This is a genomic window from Georgenia soli (assembly GCF_002563695.1).
Lineage (GTDB): Bacteria > Actinomycetota > Actinomycetes > Actinomycetales > Actinomycetaceae > Georgenia > Georgenia soli.
Genome location: NZ_PDJI01000004.1, coordinates 35,302 through 54,404, shown reverse-complemented (window position 1 = coordinate 54,404; position 19,103 = coordinate 35,302). Strand labels below are relative to the sequence as shown.

At 73.9% G+C, this 19,103-nt stretch carries 16 protein-coding genes and 2 riboswitches; of the genes, 4 read left to right on the top strand and 12 right to left on the bottom strand.

Going from position 1 to position 19,103, the window contains the following annotated elements:
* Positions 1 to 31 precede the first annotated feature (31 nt).
* Positions 32 to 2,164 carry a DNA gyrase/topoisomerase IV subunit B gene (locus ATJ97_RS01715; RefSeq protein WP_245861986.1) on the bottom strand — a complete coding sequence of 711 codons (2,133 nt, stop codon included), beginning with the start codon at positions 2,162 to 2,164 and terminating at the stop codon, positions 32 to 34.
* A 165-nt stretch (positions 2,165 to 2,329) separates the two neighbouring features.
* On the opposite strand from ATJ97_RS01715, the gene ATJ97_RS01710 reads away from it, so the two are divergent.
* Positions 2,330 to 2,545 carry a DUF7455 domain-containing protein gene (locus ATJ97_RS01710; protein WP_098482268.1) on the top strand — a complete coding sequence of 72 codons (216 nt, stop codon included), beginning with the start codon at positions 2,330 to 2,332 and terminating at the stop codon, positions 2,543 to 2,545.
* 90 nt (positions 2,546 to 2,635) lie between these two features.
* On the opposite strand, the gene ATJ97_RS19645 is transcribed toward ATJ97_RS01710, so the two are convergent.
* From ATJ97_RS19645 to ATJ97_RS01670, 9 genes are all read right to left on the bottom strand, one after another.
* Positions 2,636 to 2,800, bottom strand: coding sequence for a hypothetical protein (locus ATJ97_RS19645; RefSeq protein ID WP_170037047.1), 165 nt, complete (start codon positions 2,798 to 2,800; stop codon positions 2,636 to 2,638).
* A complete protein-coding gene (locus ATJ97_RS01705) occupies positions 2,797 to 3,453 on the bottom strand; it encodes a helix-turn-helix domain-containing protein (protein ID WP_098482267.1) in 657 nt (218 codons plus the stop codon). Before ATJ97_RS01705 ends, ATJ97_RS19645 begins: the two co-directional genes overlap by 4 nt.
* A gap of 214 nt (positions 3,454 to 3,667) precedes the next feature.
* The gene (locus ATJ97_RS01700; protein ID WP_098482266.1) at positions 3,668 to 4,669 is read right to left on the bottom strand and encodes a GNAT family N-acetyltransferase; all 1,002 of its coding nucleotides are present in this window, start codon (positions 4,667 to 4,669) and stop codon (positions 3,668 to 3,670) included.
* Positions 4,670 to 4,957: 288 nt separating this feature from the next.
* Positions 4,958 to 6,199: an RNA polymerase sigma factor gene (locus ATJ97_RS01695; protein ID WP_245861983.1), complete on the bottom strand. Its 1,242-nt coding sequence runs from the start codon at positions 6,197 to 6,199 to the stop codon at positions 4,958 to 4,960.
* Positions 6,200 to 6,516: 317 nt separating this feature from the next.
* Positions 6,517 to 9,366: an aminomethyl-transferring glycine dehydrogenase gene (gene gcvP / locus ATJ97_RS01690; RefSeq protein WP_245862764.1), complete on the bottom strand. Its 2,850-nt coding sequence runs from the start codon at positions 9,364 to 9,366 to the stop codon at positions 6,517 to 6,519.
* A 50-nt stretch (positions 9,367 to 9,416) separates the two neighbouring features.
* Positions 9,417 to 9,800 carry a glycine cleavage system protein GcvH gene (gene gcvH, locus ATJ97_RS01685; protein WP_098482263.1) on the bottom strand — a complete coding sequence of 128 codons (384 nt, stop codon included), beginning with the start codon at positions 9,798 to 9,800 and terminating at the stop codon, positions 9,417 to 9,419.
* Positions 9,801 to 9,888: 88 nt separating this feature from the next.
* Complete coding sequence (gene gcvT, locus ATJ97_RS01680) at positions 9,889 to 10,983, bottom strand: glycine cleavage system aminomethyltransferase GcvT (protein WP_098482262.1); 1,095 nt, start codon at positions 10,981 to 10,983, stop codon at positions 9,889 to 9,891.
* Between the two features lie 51 nt (positions 10,984 to 11,034).
* Positions 11,035 to 11,151: riboswitch (glycine riboswitch) on the bottom strand.
* A riboswitch (glycine riboswitch) is annotated at positions 11,152 to 11,239 on the bottom strand. It abuts the riboswitch before it with no gap.
* Between the two features lie 86 nt (positions 11,240 to 11,325).
* On the bottom strand, positions 11,326 to 11,721 hold the full coding sequence (locus tag ATJ97_RS01675; protein WP_098482261.1) for a universal stress protein: 396 nt from the start codon (positions 11,719 to 11,721) through the stop codon (positions 11,326 to 11,328).
* A gap of 129 nt (positions 11,722 to 11,850) precedes the next feature.
* On the bottom strand, positions 11,851 to 13,011 hold the full coding sequence (locus ATJ97_RS01670) for a DUF4192 domain-containing protein (RefSeq protein WP_098482260.1): 1,161 nt from the start codon (positions 13,009 to 13,011) through the stop codon (positions 11,851 to 11,853).
* Positions 13,012 to 13,200: 189 nt separating this feature from the next.
* Here ATJ97_RS01670 and ATJ97_RS01665 point away from each other — a divergent pair, with 189 nt between their 5' ends.
* Entirely contained in the window at positions 13,201 to 14,283 is a 1,083-nt protein-coding gene (locus tag ATJ97_RS01665; protein ID WP_098482259.1) for a polyprenyl synthetase family protein, read from the top strand.
* 56 nt (positions 14,284 to 14,339) lie between these two features.
* On the opposite strand, the gene ATJ97_RS01660 is transcribed toward ATJ97_RS01665, so the two are convergent.
* On the bottom strand, positions 14,340 to 14,711 hold the full coding sequence (locus ATJ97_RS01660; protein ID WP_245861980.1) for an Rv2175c family DNA-binding protein: 372 nt from the start codon (positions 14,709 to 14,711) through the stop codon (positions 14,340 to 14,342).
* Positions 14,712 to 14,896: 185 nt separating this feature from the next.
* Here ATJ97_RS01660 and ATJ97_RS01655 point away from each other — a divergent pair, with 185 nt between their 5' ends.
* A complete protein-coding gene (locus ATJ97_RS01655; protein ID WP_098482257.1) occupies positions 14,897 to 16,411 on the top strand; it encodes a lytic transglycosylase domain-containing protein in 1,515 nt (504 codons plus the stop codon).
* Between the two features lie 133 nt (positions 16,412 to 16,544).
* Positions 16,545 to 18,503, top strand: coding sequence for a Stk1 family PASTA domain-containing Ser/Thr kinase (gene pknB, locus ATJ97_RS01650; RefSeq protein WP_342746847.1), 1,959 nt, complete (start codon positions 16,545 to 16,547; stop codon positions 18,501 to 18,503).
* Position 18,504: 1 nt separating this feature from the next.
* Here the strand turns inward: pknB and ATJ97_RS01645 are convergent, their stop codons facing one another.
* Positions 18,505 to 19,101, bottom strand: coding sequence for a molybdopterin-dependent oxidoreductase (locus ATJ97_RS01645; protein WP_098485134.1), 597 nt, complete (start codon positions 19,099 to 19,101; stop codon positions 18,505 to 18,507).
* Positions 19,102 to 19,103: the final 2 nt, after the last annotated feature.

Here is a 19,103-nt window from a genome sequence, read left to right as displayed (position 1 = left end):
CTCACCGTGGGCGCCCACGCCGTGCCGGGCGTCAGGCGTCGATGCGGTCGGCCGAGATCTGGTGGGCGCCGGCGACGATGAAGTCCTTGCGCGGGGCCACCTCGTTGCCCATGAGCAGCTCGAAGACCCGTTCCGCCTCCAGGAGCGACTCCTCGTCCGCCATCGAGATGCGGCGCAGCGTGCGGCGGGCGGGGTCCATGGTGGTCTCGGCGAGCTGGTGGGCGTCCATCTCCCCCAGGCCCTTGTAGCGCTGGATCGGCTCCTTGTACCGCTTGCCGGACCGCTCGAGCTTGCGGAGCAGGTTCGTCAGCTCCGCCTCGGAGTAGGTGTAGACGACCTCGCCCTTGCGCCCGCCGGAGCCCGCGATCTCGATGCGGTGCAGCGGCGGTACGGCCGCGTAGACGCGCCCGGCCTCGACCAGGGGCCGCATGTAGCGGAAGAACAGGGTGAGCAGCAGGGTGCGGATGTGGGCGCCGTCGACGTCCGCGTCGGTCATCAGCACGATCTTGCCGTAGCGGGCCTGGGAGATGTCGAAGGTGCGCCCGGAGCCGGCGCCGATGACCTGGATGATGGAGGCCACCTCGGCGTTCTTGAGGATGTCGCCCGGCGAGGCCTTCTGGACGTTGAGGATTTTCCCGCGGATGGGCAGGAGGGCCTGGAAGTCGCTGGAGCGGGCGAGCTTGGCCGTGCCGAGCGCGCTGTCGCCCTCGACGATGAACAGCTCGGAGCGTTCGACGTCGTCGCTGCGGCAGTCGGCCAGCTTCGCCGGGAGGGTCGAGGACTCCAGCGCGTTCTTGCGCCGCGAGATCTCCTTCTGCAGGCGGGCCGAGACCCGGGCCCGCATCTCGCCGACGACCTTCTCCAGCAGCGAGGCGGCCTGGACCTTCTCGTGGCGCTTCGCGGACGTCAGCAACGAGGTCAGCTCGGTCTCGACGACCTTGGACACGATGCCGCGGATCGGGGCCGTGCCCAGGACCTCCTTGGTCTGCCCCTCGAACTGCGGCTCGGGGAACCGGACCGTGACGACGGCGGTCAGCCCGGCCAGGACGTCGTCCTTCTCGACCTTGCCGTCCCGGGCGGTGACCTTCAGCCGGCGGGCGTTGGTCTCGATCTGCTTGCGCAGCGTCTTCAGCAGCCCCTGCTCGAACCCGGCGAGGTGGGAGCCGCCCTTGGGCGTGGCGATGATGTTGACGAAGGTCCGCACGGTGGTGTCGTAGCCGATGCCCCACCGCAGCGCGATCTCCACCTCGCAGCGCCGCTCCAGCTCCACGGGGCGCAGGTGCCCCTTGCCGTCGAGCTGCTGGACGACCTCGGTGAACGTGCCCTCGCCCTGGAGCCGCCAGGTGTCGGTCACCGACGCGTCGGTGGCGAGGAACTCCGCGAAGTCGACCACTCCGCCGTCGTGCCGGAAGACCTCCTCGACCGGCCCCGCCTCCCCCGGCGTGCCGGGCAGACCGCGCTCGTCGCGCACCGTCAGGGTCAGCCCGGGGACGAGGAAGGAGGTCTGCCGCGCCCGCTCGACGAGGTCCGCGTAGGAGAACTCCGCGGTCACCGGGAAGATCTGGCGGTCGGCCCAGTAGCGCACCCGGGTGCCCGACACCCCGCGCTTGACCTTGCCGGCCACCGTGAGCTCCGAGGAGGAGGTGAACGGCTCGAACGGGGCGTCCGGTGAGACGCCCTTGCGGTCGTCGAACACGCCCGGCTCGCCGCGGTGGAAGGTCATGCGGTAGGTCTTGCCGCCGCGGTCGACCTCGACGTCGAGCCGCGAGGAGAGCGCGTTGACCACCGAGGCGCCCACACCGTGGAGGCCGCCCGAGGCCGCGTACGAGCCGCCGCCGAACTTCCCGCCGGCGTGCAGCTTCGTGAAGACAACCTCGACGCCGCTGAGACCGACCGACTCGACGGTGTCGACCGGGATCCCGCGGCCGTCGTCGCGCACCTCCACCGAGCTGTCCGGGTGGAGCACGATGTCGATCTTGCTCGCGTGCCCCTCGAGCGCCTCGTCGACCGAGTTGTCGATGATCTCCCACAGGCAGTGCATGAGCCCGCGCGAGTCGGTCGAGCCGATGTACATGCCGGGCCGCTTGCGGACGGCCTCGAGCCCCTCGAGCACGGAGAGGTGGCGCGCGGTGTAGCTGGACCCGGTGGCGATGGCGGTGGACACCCGACGATCCTAGGTTTTCTGCGGCGCCGGTTCCTGCTCCGACCCGCGAGTCGTGCGCCGGATCACCGCGACGGCGCCGGTGTCGGGGGCCACAGCTGCTACGCCGGGAGCGAACCGCCGCGCCCCCGCGGTATGGAAGGCGGGGTCTGATGGTTGTATGTCGGTGTGAGCACTACGACCGATGTCCCCGCCCTGACCGCCCAGGACCGCTGCGACGCCTGCGGTGCGCAGGCGTACGTCCGCGTGCACATGGCGACGGGTGAGCTGCTCTTCTGCGCCCACCACGCCCGCAAGCACCAGGACGCCCTGCGCAAGGTCGCCACGCAGATCCACGACGAGACCGACCGCCTCCACTCCGAGGAGGGCGCCGCGGCCCGCTGACCGCGACCCGAACTGCGACGACGGCCGCCACCCGAACGGGTGGCGGCCGTCGTTGTCGTCGTATCACTTCTTCTCAGAGCTGCGCGCCAGTCAGAGCTGCGCGTCGGGCCGGGGGCGGTCCGTGCTGAGGAACGGGGTGCGCCGACGGGCGCTGCGGCGAGGGCTGAGCCGTGCGGCCCGGCCCCGCAGCATCTCGTCCATCGGCACGCCCAGGCTGCGTGCGGTGAAGGCGTCGATCAGGCTCGGGTCCATCATCTCTCCCTCCCCTCGGCAGGTCGGTCGTCGCTCGTCCCGGCGCCCGGGGGCGCGCCAGGATCGCGCGGAAACGCTCGGAACTGGATCTCGACGGTCCGGGCGCCGGGCGGGCGCTCGTTCTCGCTCCGGGCGCCCAGCCGCTCCCCCCACCGGGTGAGAAGCTCCGTGTACTCCTCGACCATCTCGGAGAGCTCCTCCCGGGTCGCATGCAGGTAGGAGTCCAGGTCGGCAGCGGCCCCGGCCCACTCCTCCTCACGGCCCGAGCGCTTGCGCTCGTGGTAGCGGGCGGCGGAGCGGTAGCGCAGCCGCAACCACTCGTCGCCGAAGATCGCGAGAGCCTCACGACCGGCCGGCGTCCGTGCACGCCCGTGCTCGATACGGGTGTCCGCCTCGACGACGCGCCAGAACTTCTCGCGCCCCGTGCCCCGCCCGGGCGCCTCCTCGATGAAGCCGTGCTTGGCGAGCTGGCGCAGGTGATAGCTGGTCAGGCCCGAGGACTCCCCGAGCCGCTCGGCAAGCTGGCTGGCCGTCGCAGGACCCGCCATCAGCGCGTCCCACAGCTGGGTGCGCAGCGGGTGCGCGAGCGCCTTGAGCGCCACGACGTCGAGGACGCGCTGGGGCCGCTCCTGCGGGGCGGGCTGGCCGGTGGTCATGCGAGAACCGTACCGATACAAAGGAGCCTTTGCAAGCACTCCTTTGCAACTAGATGTTTGGACGCCGACGGCGGTCCACCTGCGGTCACCGACGTATGGCGCATGGCGCGTAGTGGCATCGGCGCGTGGCGCCCACCCGCGCGTGGCGGTCGGTGGCGCCGCGGTTGGTTGGCGGTGGGCGGCGCCGCGGACGGTTCGCGGTGCTACGGCTCGGTCAGAGAGCCTTGGTGTAGGCAATGCCCTTCCGGTCGGCGCGATAGCCGAGGCGCGTGTACAGCGCCAGGGCCCCGGACCCGTTCTCGGTGTCCACGCCCAGATCGGCACGCTCCATGCCGGCGGCGGCGAACGCGCGCATGGAGGCGGCCAGCAGCGCGGGCGCGGCGCCCCGGCGGCGCCAGGCCGGCCGCACGCCTAGGAGGTCCGTCCAGCCGCAGGTGTAGCCCTGGACCTCCCAGTCCTGCTCGTAGGCCGAGGCGACCGTGTACCCTGCGACCTCGTCCCCGTCGAGCACCACGAAGCTCCAGTCCGGCCGGAGGTATCGCGAGCCGACCACCGACCGTTGCCAGTCCTCGGCAGAACGAGGCTCACTGCCCCAGTGCCCGGCGAAGGACTCGTTGTGGGCGAGCCTGACCGCCTCGGCCGGGACGTCGCCGAGGGGCACCAGCCGCAGGGGCGCCTCCAGGATGATCTCCGGGACAGGGTGAGCGGCGTCGAGCGGGCGGGTCATGTCGACGAACCAGCGCTCCGGGCGGAACCCCGCACGCTCGAGCAGGCGGCGCGCGGGCAGCACGTGCTCGTCGGCGTGCACCCGCATCACGGCGGGGAGCTCGCGCGCGGCAACGGCGACCTTCCGCCGGGCGCACTCCTCCTGCCAGCGCAGGACCTCCCGGCCGATGCCGCGGCCCCTCCATCCCGGATGGACGCCGCCCCAGCAGAAGGCGCGCACGGTGCGGGTGTCGCCCGGCCGGACCTCGACGACGCCGAACGCGCGCGGCAGGCCGTCGTTGTCGAGCCCGAGGATCGTGTCGGCGGCAGGGTCCTTCCAGCTGCCGTCCGTCAGCGTGTCGACAAGGTCGTCGGGCGTGTTGCGCTCCGAGGTGTCGTCGTGCGCCTCCACTGCCTGCACGAGCTCGTGCCAGGACGGCACGTCGGCGACGGCGATCGGGCGCCAGGTCAGGGCGGTGGCACGGGGCGGGGCGAGCGGCGGCGTCGTCATGGCCGCGAGCCTACGGGCGCCCCGGTGGCGAGCTCACGCTGATTTCCGGCGACGGGAAGAGCGCGTCGAGCGAGCGCTGCTCCTTCCGGAGCGCCCTGCTCGCGCCCCAGGCGTGCGCGGCGACGCTGACGGCCAGGGCCACGACGATCGGTCTGGAAGGCCATCTCGCACCCTGCGCACGCGGCACGTCGTCGTCGCCCGTCACCGGGATAGCCTGCGCCGCAGCGCCCGAAGAGCACGAGGCCCGCACCGTGACGGTGCGGGCCTCGTGCCGTGCGTGCGGGCAGCTCAGTCCAGGTAGTCGCGCAGGACCTGCGAGCGGCTGGGGTGACGGAGCTTCGACATGGTCTTGCTCTCGATCTGGCGGATCCGCTCGCGCGTCACGCCGTAGACCTTGCCGATCTCGTCGAGGGTCTTCGGCTGTCCGTCGGTCAGCCCGAACCGCATGGAGACGACGCCCGCCTCTCGCTCGGAGAGCGTGTCGAGCACGGCGTGGAGCTGCTCCTGCAGGAGCGTGAAGCTGACCGCGTCGGCCGGGACGACGGCCTCGGAGTCCTCGATGAGGTCACCGAACTCGCTGTCGCCGTCCTCGCCCAGCGGGGTGTGCAGCGAGATCGGCTCGCGGCCGTACTTCTGGACCTCGACGACCTTCTCGGGGGTCATGTCGAGCTCCTTGGCGAGCTCCTCCGGGGTGGGCTCCCGGCCCAGGTCCTGGAGCATCTGCCGCTGCACGCGGGCGAGCTTGTTGATGACCTCGACCATGTGGACCGGGATGCGGATGGTGCGCGCCTGGTCCGCCATCGCACGGGTGATGGCCTGACGGATCCACCACGTGGCGTAGGTGGAGAACTTGTAGCCCTTGGTGTAGTCGAACTTCTCCACCGCGCGGATCAGACCGAGGTTGCCCTCCTGGATCAGGTCCAGGAACAGCATGCCGCGACCGGTGTACCGCTTGGCCAGGGAGACCACGAGACGGAGGTTCGCCTCGAGCAGGTGGTTCTTGGCGAGGTGACCGTCGTTGGCGATCCACTGCAGCTCGCGGCGCAGCTTCGGTGCCAGGTTCTCGCTCTCGGCCGCCAGCTTCTCCTCGGCGAACAGGCCGGCCTCGATGCGCTTGGCGAGCTCGACCTCCTGCTCGGCGTTCAGCAGGGCGACCTTGCCGATCTGCTTGAGGTAGTCCTTCACCGGGTCCGCGGTGGCCCCGGCGGTGACGACCTGCTGGACGGGCGCGTCGTCGTCGTCGGCGTCCGAGACGACGAAGCCGGTCTCGCCGGCGGGCGTCTCGTCGTCCTTGGCCTCGGGCTCCTCGGCGACGTCGGGCACCGCCTTGAGCGAACCCTTCTTGGCGCGCGAGGCGGACTTGGCGGGCTCCGCGGGCTGGGCCTTGGCCGGCGCCTTCTTGGCGGCAGTCTTCGACGTCGCCTTCCGCGCCGCGGCCGTCTCGGCCGGCGCAGCCTGGTCCACCGGGGCCTCAGCGGGCTGGCCCGCCTTGCGGGCGGAGGTGGTCTTGGAGGCAGAGGAGGACGTCACGAATAACCTTTCGGCGGGGTGCGGGGGCCGACGATCGATCCGTTCAGACCGTCGCAACCCTATAATTATAGCCTCGGCGAGCCAGCCCGGCACCCTTGTTCGTGGTCGTGGCGACATCCGAGATCGGCGGGCCCGGCTGCCCGCCGCACCCGTCACAACGTCGCGACCCCCATGGTTATGCCCTCCGTCGGGCCCGTATCCCTGTGCGTGCGCGACGACGGTGCCCGCGCGCACGGCACGACGGCGCCCCGGGCGGTCCGCTCACGGACCGCCCGGGGCGCCGTCGGTAGCTCGTCGGCCGCCGTCCGCCGTCCGCGTCAGGACGTCGTGCCGTACGCCTCGACGGGCTGGCACGCGCAGACGAGGTGCCGGTCGCCGTAGGCGCCGTCCACGCGTCGCACGGGCGGCCAGTACTTGCCCTCGACCAGCGAGGGCACCGGGTAGACGGCCTCGGCCCGCGTGTACGGGTGGTCCCACTCCCCCGTCAGCATCTGCGCCGTGTGCGGGGCGTTGACGAGCGGGTTGTCCTCCTGCGGCCAGGCACCGGCCGCCACCTGCTGCGCCTCGGCGTGGATGGCCGCCATCGCCTCGCAGAACCGGTCGAGCTCGGCCAGGTCCTCGCTCTCGGTCGGCTCGACCATCAGGGTGCCGGCGACCGGGAAGCTCATGGTCGGGGCGTGGAAGCCGTAGTCGATGAGGCGCTTGGCGACGTCGTCCACCGTGACGCCGGTGGCGGCCCGCAGCGGCCGTAGGTCGAGGATGCACTCGTGAGCGACGTGGCCGCTCTCGCCCCGGTAGAGGACCGGGTAGTACTCCTGCAGCCGGGCGGCCACGTAGTTCGCGGCGAGAACCGCCGCTCCGGTGGCGCGCCGCAGCCCCTCCCCGCCCATGAGCGCGATGTACGCCCAGCTGATGGGAAGGATCGACGGCGAGCCGTACGGCGCCGCGGAGACGGCCCCGGAGCGCCGGTCGCCGTCCTGCGCCAGCGGGTGGCCCGGCAGGAAGGGCGCGAGGTGCGCCCGCGCCGCGACCGGCCCGACGCCCGGGCCCCCGCCGCCGTGGGGGATGCAGAAGGTCTTGTGCAGGTTCAGGTGGGAGACGTCCCCGCCGAAGGCGCCGGGACGGGCGTGCCCCACGAGGGCGTTGAGGTTCGCGCCGTCGATGTAGACCTGGCCGCCCGCGGCGTGCACCGCCTCGCAGACCTCGCGGACCTGCTCCTCGTACACCCCGTGGGTGGACGGGTAGGTGATCATGATGCAGGCGAGCCGGGAGGCGTGCTCCTCGATCTTGGCGTGCAGGTCCGCCACGTCGACGTTGCCGCCCTCGTCGGTGGCCACGACGACCACGCGCAGGCCGGCCAGCACCGCGGACGCCGCGTTGGTGCCGTGCGCGGAGGCCGGGATCAGGCACACGTCGCGCTCGGAGTCCCCGCGGGAGCGGTGGTAGCCCCGGATGGCCAGCAGGCCGGCGAGCTCGCCCTGCGAGCCGGCGTTGGGCTGCAGGCTCACGGCGTCGTAGCCGGTGGCGGCGGCCAGCCAGCGCTCGAGGTCGTGGATCAGCTCCAGGTAGCCCTCGACGTCCTCGGCCGGCGCGAAGGGGTGGATGCGGGCGAAGCCCGGCCAGCTGATCGCGGCCATCTCGGCCGCCGCGTTGAGCTTCATCGTGCACGAGCCGAGCGGGATCATGCCTCGGTCGAGCGCGTAGTCCTTGTCCGAGAGCCGGCGCAGGTAGCGCATCATCGCCGTCTCGGTGCGGTAGCTCGAGAAGACGGGGTGCGTGAGGTACTCGCTGGTGCGGCGCATGTCCGCGGGCAGGGCCACCTCGGCGGCCCCCCCGGCCGTCTCCTCGGGCCGCATGTCGTCCGCACCGCCGCCGGGGGCGGCGTCGGCCGCAGCCCCGACCGTCCGGGCGACCGCCGCCGCGAGCGCGGCGACGTCCTCGTCGGTGGTGGCCTCGTCCACGGAGACTCGCACGCGGTCGCCGTCCTCGACCCAGACGGTGATGTTCTCCTCCAGCGCCGCCCGGCGCACGGCCTCGGCCTGCCCCGGCACGTCCAGCTCGAGGGTGTCGAAGTAGTGCTCGTGGGCGAGGCGGACCCCCGCCCGCCGCAGCCCGGCCGCGAGCGCGCGCGTCCGGGTGTGGACGCCCTCGGCGATCTCCCGAAGCCCGTCGGGCCCGTGGTACACGGCGTACATCGAGGCCATGACGGCGAGCAGGACCTGGGCGGTGCAGATGTTCGAGGTGGCCTTCTCCCGGCGGATGTGCTGCTCGCGGGTCTGCAGCGCGAGCCGGAGCGCGGTGTCGCCGTCGGCGTCGCGGGAGACCCCGACCAGCCGGCCGGGAAGCTGACGCTCCAGGCCCTTGCGCACGCTCAGGTAGCCGGCGTGCGGACCGCCGAGACCGAGCGGCACCCCGAAACGCTGGGTGGTGCCGACTGCGATGTCCGCGCCGAGCTCGCCGGCGGGCGTGAGGAGCGTCGCCGCCAGCAGGTCGGCCGCGACGACCACCTGCGCGCCGGCCTCGTGGGCGGCGCCGACGACCCGGTCGAGCACCGAGCGGGGCAGCACCCGCCCCGACGCGCCGGGAAGCTGGACGAGCACGCCGAAGACGCCGTCGAGGTCGACGCCGTCGAGCCCCTCGGCGAGGTCGGCGCGCACGAGCTCGATGCCGAGCGGGGCCGCCCGGGTCTCCAGCACCGCCAGGGTCTGGGCGAGGGTGTCCGCGTCGACGACGAACCGGCCCCCCGCGCCCTTCGTGGCCCGGCGGGCCAGCAGCATCGCCTCGGCGGCCGCGGTCGCCTCGTCGAGCATGGACGCCCCGGCCACCTCCAGGCCGGTGAGGTCGATGACCATCGTCTGGAAGTTCAGCAGCGCCTCGAGGCGGCCCTGGGAGATCTCGGGCTGGTACGGGGTGTAGGCGGTGTACCAGGCGGGGTTCTCCAGCACGTTGCGCTGGATGACCGGCGGGGTGAGCGTGTCGTAGTACCCCTGGCCGATCATCGAGGTCCGCACCGTGTTGCGGGCGGCGAGGCCGCGCAGGCGGGCGAGCACCTCGTGCTCAGACGCGGCCTCGGGCAGGCCGGCGGGTGCGCCCTCGTCCTGGATCGAGTCCGGGACGGCCGCCTCGACCAGCTCCTCGAGGGTGGTGACGCCGACGGCGGCGAGCATCTGCTCCTGCGCGCCGGCGTCGGTCCCGATGTGACGGTCGGAGAACGCCCTCACGCGCCCTGCCCCTCCACCAGCGAGGCGTAGCCGTCGGCGTCGAGGAGGCCCTCGGGCAGGTCGGTCACGCGCAGGGTGTAGAGCCAGCCCTCGTCGTACGGGTCGGAGTTGACGGTCTCGGGCGAGTCGACGGCTGCCTCGTTCACCGAGAGGACCTCGCCCCCGGCGGGGGCCACGAGGTCGGAGACGGACTTGGTGGACTCGATCTCGCCGCAGGACTCGCCGGCCGAGACGGTGGCGCCGACCTCGGGCAGGTCGAGGTACACCACGTCGCCGAGCGCCTCGGTGGCGTAGGAGGTGATGCCCACGCGCGCGGTGTCGCCGTCGACGGCGATCCACTCGTGGTCGGCGGTGTACTGGCGGTCGTCGGGGTAGCTCACGGGTGGCTCCGTTCGGTGCGGGAATGACTGGTCGGGGACGAGGTGCGGGACGGACGCCGTGCGGCGCCGTCAGGTCTGGTGCGCCGGGTCATCGGGGCCGGCGGTAGAAGGGGAGGTCGACGACGGTCATGGGCTGGCGGCGGCCGCGCACGTCGGCCTCCAGGACGGTCCCAACGGCGGCGCGGGCCTCGTCGAGGAGCGCCATGGCGATCGGGCGGCCGAGCGTGGGAGACAGGACGCCGGAGGTCACCGTGCCGATCTCGCCGTCGCCGTCGAGCACCGCGCTGCCCGCGCGGGCGGCGCGCCGGCCCTCCCCGGCGAGACCGACGAGCGTCGTCCCGGTCGGGTTCTCCGCGCGCCGGGCGAGGGCGTCGCGGCCGACGAAGTCATGCTCGAGGTCGACGACGCGGCCCAGCCCGGCCTCGTAGGGCGTGACGTCGCGGGTGAGCTCGTGCCCGTACAGGGGCATGCCGGCCTCGAGCCGGAGCGTGTCGCGGCAGGCGAGCCCGCACGGGACCACCCCGGCGTCCGAGCCGGCCTCCAGCAGCGCGGTCCACAGGTCGACGGCGGAGGAGGCCGGGGCGGACAGCTCGAACCCCACCTCGCCGGTGTAGCCGGTACGGGCGAGGAGTACGGGCACGCCCGCGACCTCGGCGGGGGCCGACGCGTAGTACCGCAGCGCTCCGAGGTCGGCGTCGGTGACGCGCTGGAGCACCTCGGTGGAGACCGGGCCCTGCAGCGCCACGAGCGCACGCGCCTCGGTGCGGTCGGCGATGTGGACGCGCTCGCCGGAACGGACGGTCAGCTCGTCGAGCACGACGGTGCGGTTGGCGGCGTTGGCGACGACGAGGAACTCCGTCTCGGCGAGGCGGTAGACGATGAGGTCGTCCAGCACCCCGCCGTCGGGCGCGACCATCATCGTGTAGCGGGCCCGCCCGACGGCCAGGGTCGAGCTGCGGGAGACGAGGGCGTGGTCCAGCGCGTCCGCCGCCCCCGGGCCGGACACCTCGATCTGGCCCATGTGGGACAGGTCGAACAGGCCGGCGCGCTCGCGCACCGCGGCGTGCTCGGCGAGGTCGGAGGTGTAGCGCAGCGGCATCTCCCAGCCCGCGAACGGTGTGCTGGCCGCGCCGGCGTCGCGGTGCACGGGGTAGAGCGGGGTGCGCAGGAGGTCGGTGGTCATGCGTGGAGCTCCGTCGGTCGTCGGGCCGGTGCGCGGTCGCGCACGTCGAACGGCTCCCCCTCTGTGCTGGTTACCTGAGAGCTTCGGGATCCCCGTGGATCCCTTTCACCGTGGGTGAGCCGTCACGCGCCGCACGAGGCCGCGCGTGGGACTGCTTTCCAGAGTGGCCTGATCGACACGGTGCTGGAACCTGAGAGATTGCCGGGGCGGTTGCTCCTTCGGTGCGTCGCGAGGACGACTCTCCCGTGCCGACTCATGACGGCCCGATATGCAGTTTGTGGCGGCGCCCACTACCGGCTCCCGCGTGGCTGCACGCTACCACCGCCCGCGGGGCGGGCAGCCTCAGGGGGCGCTGACGGGTTTGACGGCGAGGACGGGGCAGGGCGCGTCGAGCAGGATGCGCTGCGCGTTCGAGCCCAGGATGAGCTTGCCCACGGGCGAGCGGCGGCGCAGTCCGATGACGATGAGCTCGGCGCCGACCTCCTCCGCGGTCGCGACGAGCGACTCCGCGACATCCTCGGAGCGGCGCAGCTGCCGGATGTCGTACGCGATGTCGGCGTCGTCGAGGAGGTCGCGCACGGTGTCGGCCTCGGCCTCGAGCGTCGAGCTCTCCTCGCCCTGCGAGCGGCGCGCGAGGACCACGACGAGGCGCGAGTCCCGCCGTCGGGCCTCCGTCACGGCCGCGTCGAGCGCCGCCGAGCCTTCCTTCGTGGTCACGTAACCCACGACGACCGCCATACCTGCTCCGTTCCTGCCGCCGAGAGGGCGGCCCCCGGTGACCGTGGCGGGGACGTTACCCGATCGGCGGCCCGGCCAGGACCCGGAGAGCGCGTGGCGGGCCGGGAGAGCGGCTGCGGGACGGGTCCGTCATCGACGCCCCACCCACGCGGGCGGCACGCCGGCGTCGAGCGCGGCGACCACCAGCTCGGCCAGTCGGTGCCCGGGCTCCTCGGCGAGGGCCTGCCGCGCGACGACGTCGGCCCGCGCCCCCTCGTTCCCCCACCACGCGAGGTAGGCCAGCAGGCCGAGGGCCGGGCCGCCGTCGCCGGGCGGTGCGTGCGCCGCTACCCGGTGGGCGAGCGCGATCGCGGCGCCGACGGCACCGAGGTCCGGCGGCGTCTCGGTCTCGAAGGCGCGCACGACCACGTCGGGGTCCAGGAACTCCGCCGTGCACGCGCCCCCGCCCACCATGGCCGCGGCGACGACGGCGTCTCGGACCACCTTGTCCCCGAGCGCGACGAGGAGCCTGCCGAGCGCCTCGGCGGACGCCCCGCCGGCCGGGCCCGGTCCGGCGCTGGCGACCGCACCGTCCCACAGGCGTGCCGCGTCCTCCCGCCAGCGCTCGAGCGGGAGCTGGTCGCGGGCGGGCCGGGCGCCGGGTACGCCGAACGCCGCCCCGCGCACGAGAGGCGCACCGCCGCAGGAGCGCAGCACCGCCGCCCGGCGTCGCCGCTCCTCCTCCGCCGCGACGTGCGCAGCCCCCAGCGCGTCGGTGTCCGTCACCCGTTCGACCCCCAGGTCGGACCGCCGGCCGGTGGCGCCGTACCCGGCGACGACCATCGCGAGGGCCCCCGCCGACGCCGAGAGCTCGGCGAGGGGGCGACCGGCGGCGGGGCAGCAGTCGCACGCGTCGAGGTGCGCCCAGCCGTCCGGGCCCACGACCCACGTCTCGAGGTCGGGGGCGACCGGCCACAGCTCGGCGTCCAGAGCGTCCGTGAGGTGGGCGACGACGGCCTCCAGCCGGCCGGAGTCGTCCGGGGTGTCGGTGTAGAGCACCAGGAGCCCCTCGTCCGGCTCCGTCGCGGCGACGTGGCCCGCCAGGACCGCCGCGGCCGCGGGACCCCTGCTGGGCTCGTCGAGGTCGCTGAGGTCCATGCGTGCCACGAGCCCGACCCGGCGCGTGCCCTGTGGCGTGCCGGTCAGGGTGACGAGGACGGCGGACTCTGCGGGGTGGAAGCCGAGCCGGTACGGCACGAGGGCGAGGAGGTCGCAGGACTCGCTGAGGCGGATGGTCTGTGCGGTGGTCATGGGGCCATCCAGCCCGAGGCGGGCGCCGGCCCGCCCGCGCCCTGTGCACAGGCAGTGCCGCGGCCCTGCCTGTGCACGGAGCACCGTTCAGGCCACGGCTGTGCACAGCGTCCCGTCGGGCGTGCCGCACGGGCGAACCTCACTCCCGACCGGACGTCCGACCCGGTCCTGTCCGCATAGGGTCGGGGCATGCAGAGCGTTCTGACCGACCTTCGCGACGCCGTCTCGACGCGCGTCCTGGCCGCCCTCGACGAGCGGACCACGCCCTTCGCGGACGTGGGCGCACCGCTGGGCGAGTTCCTCGCCCCGGCCAGGTCCCTGCTGGGCGGCGGCAAGCGGCTGCGGGCGCTGCTGTGCGGCGCGGGGTGGACCTGCGCCTCCTCGGCACCGCTGGAAGGGCCGGTGGTGCTCGCCGGCAGCGCCCTGGAGCTGTTCCAGGGGGCGGCGCTCGTGCACGACGACGTCATGGACGACTCCCTCACCCGCCGCGGCATGCCCGCCGCCCACCGCCGGTTCGCCGGCGAGCACGCGGAGCGCGGGTGGCTGGGCAGCGCCGACGCCTACGGCCAGGCCGGCGCCATCGTCCTCGGCGACCTGCTGCTCTCGCTGTCCTCGATGGAGATGGATGCCGCGCAGGCGGCGGCCGGCCCGGCGGCAGGTCCGCGCGCGCGGCGCATCTACGACGCCATGACGGCCGAGGTGGCGCTGGGGCAGTACCTCGACATCCGCTCCCAGGCCCAGCCCTGGGAGGACGACGGCGAGGCCTCGCTCGCCCGCGCGCTGCAGGTGGTCCGCCACAAGTCGGCGCGGTACTCGGTGGAGCACCCGCTCGTGACGGGTGCCGCGCTCGCGGGCGCCGACGACGACCTCCTCGCCGCCCTCTCCGCCGTCGGGCTGCCGCTCGGCGAGGCGTTCCAGCTGCGCGACGACGAGCTCGGCGTCTTCGGGGACCCTTCCACCACCGGCAAGCCCGCCGGCGACGACCTGCGCGAGGGGAAGCGGACCGTCCTGCTGGCGATGACCCTGCAACGGGCGGACGGGGCCGACCGGGCGTTCGTCCAGGAGCGGGTCGGCGCTCCGGACCTGGGCGACGACGAGGTCGCCCGTCTCCAGGACGTCATGCGGGCGACCGGCGCCGTCGAGGCGCACGAGCGGCTCATCGCGGAGCGTCACGCCGCCGGCCTGGCCGCGCTGGAGGCCGCATCGCTGCCCCCGAGGGCGGACGCTCTCCTGCGCGAGCTGGCGGACGCCCTCACCCGGCGCACCGCCTGAGCGTCGCCCGGCCGCGCCCGCGGTACCGCGGGCGGGGTGCGACGGTCAGTCCGCGATCAGAACGCGATCGTCTGGGCGGCTCGCCGGACCGCGTGCGTGCGGCGCGCGCGCAGGGCGGCGATCGGCGTCTCGTCGAGCTCGTCGTGCCGCGTGTACAGCCAGCGGAACGACTCCTCCGGGTCGTAGCCGGAGTCGGCGAGCACCATCAGTGTGCCGCGCAGCGCGGGCAGCGGGCCGGGGCCGTCCTGCTCGTCCGGGCCGAGCAGGAGCTCGGCCGGCACCGACAGGGCGTCGTTCGGTCCACGGGGCACCGCCAGCAGCTTGTGGTCGCGCAGCATCGCGCGCACGTCCCGCAGCCGGATGCCGATCAGCTCGGCCACCTCGGGCACGGAGTACCAACGGGCAGGCTCCTCAGGCACGACGCTCACGGGAGGAGCCTATTCGGATATTCGGACAAGCGGTTGTCGACACGCCACACTAGTCGCTAGTGTCACACTCGTTTCATCAGTCACATGTGCACCACCGACAACACAGTTCACACGAGAAGCCCCGGACAACGGGACTCGGGCGTCTGCGAGCCGGTGTCCCCCTGTGCACGTTCCTTGGAGGATCGATGTCGAAGGTCGAGAACGCCTCTCGCACCACTGCCCGCACCCACGCGGGACGGGCCGGTATCGGTCTGGCCCTCGCCGCGACGACCGCCGTCGGCGTCGCGGTCCCGGCCGCCACGGCGCAGGCGGCCCCGGTCCCGACCGGCGCCGGCGTGCACGGCGCCACGGTCGGTGCCACCGCGCTCGCCCCGCAGGCCCGCACGTCGACGCCGACGATGACCTACCGGGTGCAGTCGGGCGACACCGTCTCCCACATCGCCGCCCGCACCGGGTCCTCGGTGAGCGCGATCGTCCGCGCGAACAACCTCGACTCCCGCGCGCTCATCCGCGTCGGGCAGATGCTGAAGATCCCCTCCGCGGCGGCCCCCAGCGCGCGCCCCGCGGTCAGCGTGGCGAGCACGGCGGGTGCGACCGTCACCCACACGGTCGCCGCCGGCGAGACCGTCTCCGAGCTGGCGAAGAGGTACGGCACGACCGTGTCCGCCGTCGTCCGGGCGAACGGCCTGTCCTCCCCGGACCGCATCTACGTGGGTCAGCGACTGACGTTCTCGGGCGTGGCCGCGCTGCCCAGCTCCTCCGCCCCGGGTGCCACCGCCGTCCCGACGGCCCCGGCCCCGGCCCCCGTCGCCGTCGCGACGCGCAGCCACACCGTCCGTGCCGGGGAGACCGTCTCGGGCCTGGCGAAGAAGTACGGCACCACTGTCAGCGCGATCATCGGCGCGAACAACCTGCGTGCGTCGGGCCTGATCTACGTCGGGCAGAAGCTCGTGCTCCCCGGCTCCGCCGCCTCCTCCCCCGCCGCGCCGGCTCCCGCGGCGCCGACGAGCCCGGCGCCGGCCGGCGCCTCCTCCGGGACGTACACCGTGCGCTCCGGCGACACGGTCTCGGGCCTGGCCAAGAAGTGGGGCACGACCGTCTCCGCCGTCATCGACGCGAACCGCCTGAGCGCGTCCGGCCTGATCTACGTGGGCCAGAAGCTCCAGGTCCCCTCCACGGCGGCGGCGACGCCGTCCACCACGCCGACCTCCACTCCCCTCGTGCCGAGCACCTTCCTCGGCCGGACCTACCCGGAGGCCACCGTCGCCTCGGCGAACGCCAACAAGGCCACGCTGCTGGCCACCGGCGTGCCGTCGCGGGCGCACATGCAGGCACTGGTGGCCCAGGTCGCCGCCCAGATGGGCGTCGACCCCGCGCTCGCGCAGGCCCACGCGTACCAGGAGTCCGGCTTCAACCACGCCTCCGTCTCCCCCGCCAACGCGATCGGCACGATGCAGGTCATCCCGTCCTCCGGGGAGTGGGCGTCCGACCTGGTCGGCCGCAAGCTCAACCTGCTCGACCCGTACGACAACGTGGTGGCCGGCGTGGCGATCATCCGCCAGCTGCAGCGCACGGCGCCCGACCTGGAGACCGGCATCGCCGGGTACTACCAGGGCGCCGGCTCGGTGAAGCGCAACGGGATGTTCTCCGACACCAAGATGTACGTCGCGAACGTCAAGGCGCACATGAACCGCTTCTGACGTCGTCACAGGCGTCCGGGACGCCGGGACGAGGGCCGGGCCACGGGGCCCGGCCCTCGTCGTCACACCCCGTCCGGCGTGAGATACGGCATGCCGACCGCCCGCGCCGACCCGGGGCGGTTACCCTCACGTCGTGGACGCCGCGACCCTCGACCCGATGATCGGCCACCTGGTCGACGACCGGTACGAGGTGACCTCCCGCATCGCGCGCGGCGGGATGGCGACGGTGTACCGCGCCACCGACCGGCGCCTGGACCGCACCGTCGCGGTGAAGGTGATGCACGCGCACCTGGCCGAGAGCCCCGACTTCGTCGCCCGGTTCCGGCGTGAGGCGCGCGCCGCCGCCCGACTCACGCACCCCGGCGTCGTCGCGGTGCACGACCAGGGCCTCGCGGGCGAGGCCAGCTACCTGACGATGGAGTACGTCGACGGGCCCAACCTGCGCACGCTGCTGCGTCGTGACGGTGCCCTCCCGCTCGGCGAGGCGCTCTCGCTCACCGACCAGGTGCTCGACGCGCTGGCCGCCGCCCACCGGGCGGGACTGGTGCACCGCGACATCAAGCCGGAGAACGTCCTGCTGACGCCGGAGGGCCGCGCCAAGGTCGCCGACTTCGGGCTCGCCCGGGCCGTCACCGAGGCGACGGCCGCGTCGACCGGCACGGTGCTGGGCACCGTCGCCTACCTGGCGCCCGAGATCGTCACCGAGGGCCGCGCCGACCCGAGGGCCGACGTCTACGCGGTGGGTGTGCTGCTGTACGAGCTGGTCACCGGACGCCAGCCCTTCACCGGTGAGGCCCCGATCCGGGTCGCCTTCCAGCACGTCAACGGCCGGGTGCCGGCGCCCTCCGCCGTCGTCCCGTGGCTCCCCAAGGAGGTCGACGAGCTCGTCGCGGCGCTGACCGCACGCGAGCTCGACGAACGCCCCGAGGACGCGGCCGCCGCGCTGACCCTGGTCAGGCGCTGCGCCGCCGCGCTCGATCCCGCCACGCTCTCCCGCCGCGCCGCCGTCGCGCCCTCCCCGGGCGAGACCGTGACCGGAGCGGCGCGTGACGACCGGCACCACGACCACGACGACGCCACCCGGCCCGGCACCGACACGGCCCTGACCACGGTCGCCCCCACGGCCGGCACCATCGCCCTGCCGATCGGCGCCATCACCCGCACCGAGCCCGCGTCGCCGGCACAGCCCCCGCCTCGTCGCCGTGCCTGGCCCCGCGTGCTGGCGGTGCTTCTGGCGCTGGTGCTGGTCACCGGTGCCGGTGCGCTGTGGTGGTTCCAGGTCGGCCCGGGCGCCACGGTCGCCACGCCGGCGGTGGTCGGCCTCGAGGAGGACGCGGCCGTCGCCCAGGTCCGGGAGGCCGGCCTCGAGCCGGTCGTGAGCCGGACGCACCACGACGACGTCGCCGCCGGCCAGGTCATCTCCACCGACCCGGGGCCCGGCGTCGACGTCCACAAGAGCGGGCAGGTCCGCATCTCGGTCTCCCTCGGGGTGCTGATGCTCACCGTGCCCGAGGTCGCGGGCTCCGACGTCGCCGCGGCGACGGAGGCGATCGGGGCCGAGGGGCTCCAGGTCGGCGAGACCGGCGAGGAGTACCACGACACCGTGCCTGCCGGGGCGGTCATCTCCTCGTCGCCCGCCGCCGGCGAGTCGGTGCCGCACGACACCCCGGTCGACCTCGTCGTCTCCGCGGGCCGGGAGCCGGTGGAGCTGCCGGACGTGACCGGCCGCCAGAAGGGGGATGCGGTCGCCGCCCTCGAGTCGGCCGGGCTCACCGTCGGCGAGGTCGCTGAGGCGCACTCCGACACCGTCCCCGAGGGCGCCGTCATCTCCCAGGACCCCGCGGCCGGCGCCGGCCAGCTCTACCGCGGTGACGCGGTCGACCTCACCGTCTCCCTCGGCCCCGAGCTGTTCGAGGTGCCCGACGTCGTCGGCCGTCAGGTCGACGAGGCCACGCAGTCGCTGGAGGGCGCCGGCTTCCGGGTCGACGTCAAGGAGGTGCTCGGCGGCTTCTTCGGCACCGTGCGGGCCCAGGACCCGGAACCGGGCTCCAGGCTCCCCCGCGGCAGCGTCATCACGCTGACCGTCGTCTGACTCACTCCTGGTACGAGTACCGCTCCTCGCGCCAGGCGTCACCGCGCAGGTGGTAGCCGCGTTCCTCCCAGAACCCCCGCTGGACCTCGGTGAGGTAGTTCCAGCCGCGCACCCACTTGGGCCCCTTCCAGGAGTACAGGTGGGGCAGGATCAGCCGCAGCGGTCCGCCGCGCTCGTCGCTGAGCGGCTCGCCGCGGCGGTGGGTCGCGAGCACGGCACGGGGCGAGACGAGGTCCTCCAGCCGCACCGTCGCCGCGTAGCCGTACTCGGCGAAGACCAGGACGTGCTCGACGTCCGTGCGCGGCGGCGCGAGCTCGACGACGTCGCGGGCCGCCACGCCGGACCAGCGCTCGTCCACCGCCGACCAGCCCGTCGCGCAGTGCAGGTCGGCCACGACCTCCAGCGGGGTCAGGCCGAGCACCTGCTCGAAGGTCAGCGCGTGCTCGGCGCCGTCCGCCGTCGCGCCGCCCACCGTGAGGCGCCAGCGCTCAGGACGACGGCGCGGGACCGGCCCGTAGTGCATGACCGGCGCCTCGGCGACCAGGCGCTGGCCGGGCGGCAGGAAGCGGTCGGCGGGCAGGCGCGGGACCGGCGCCATGC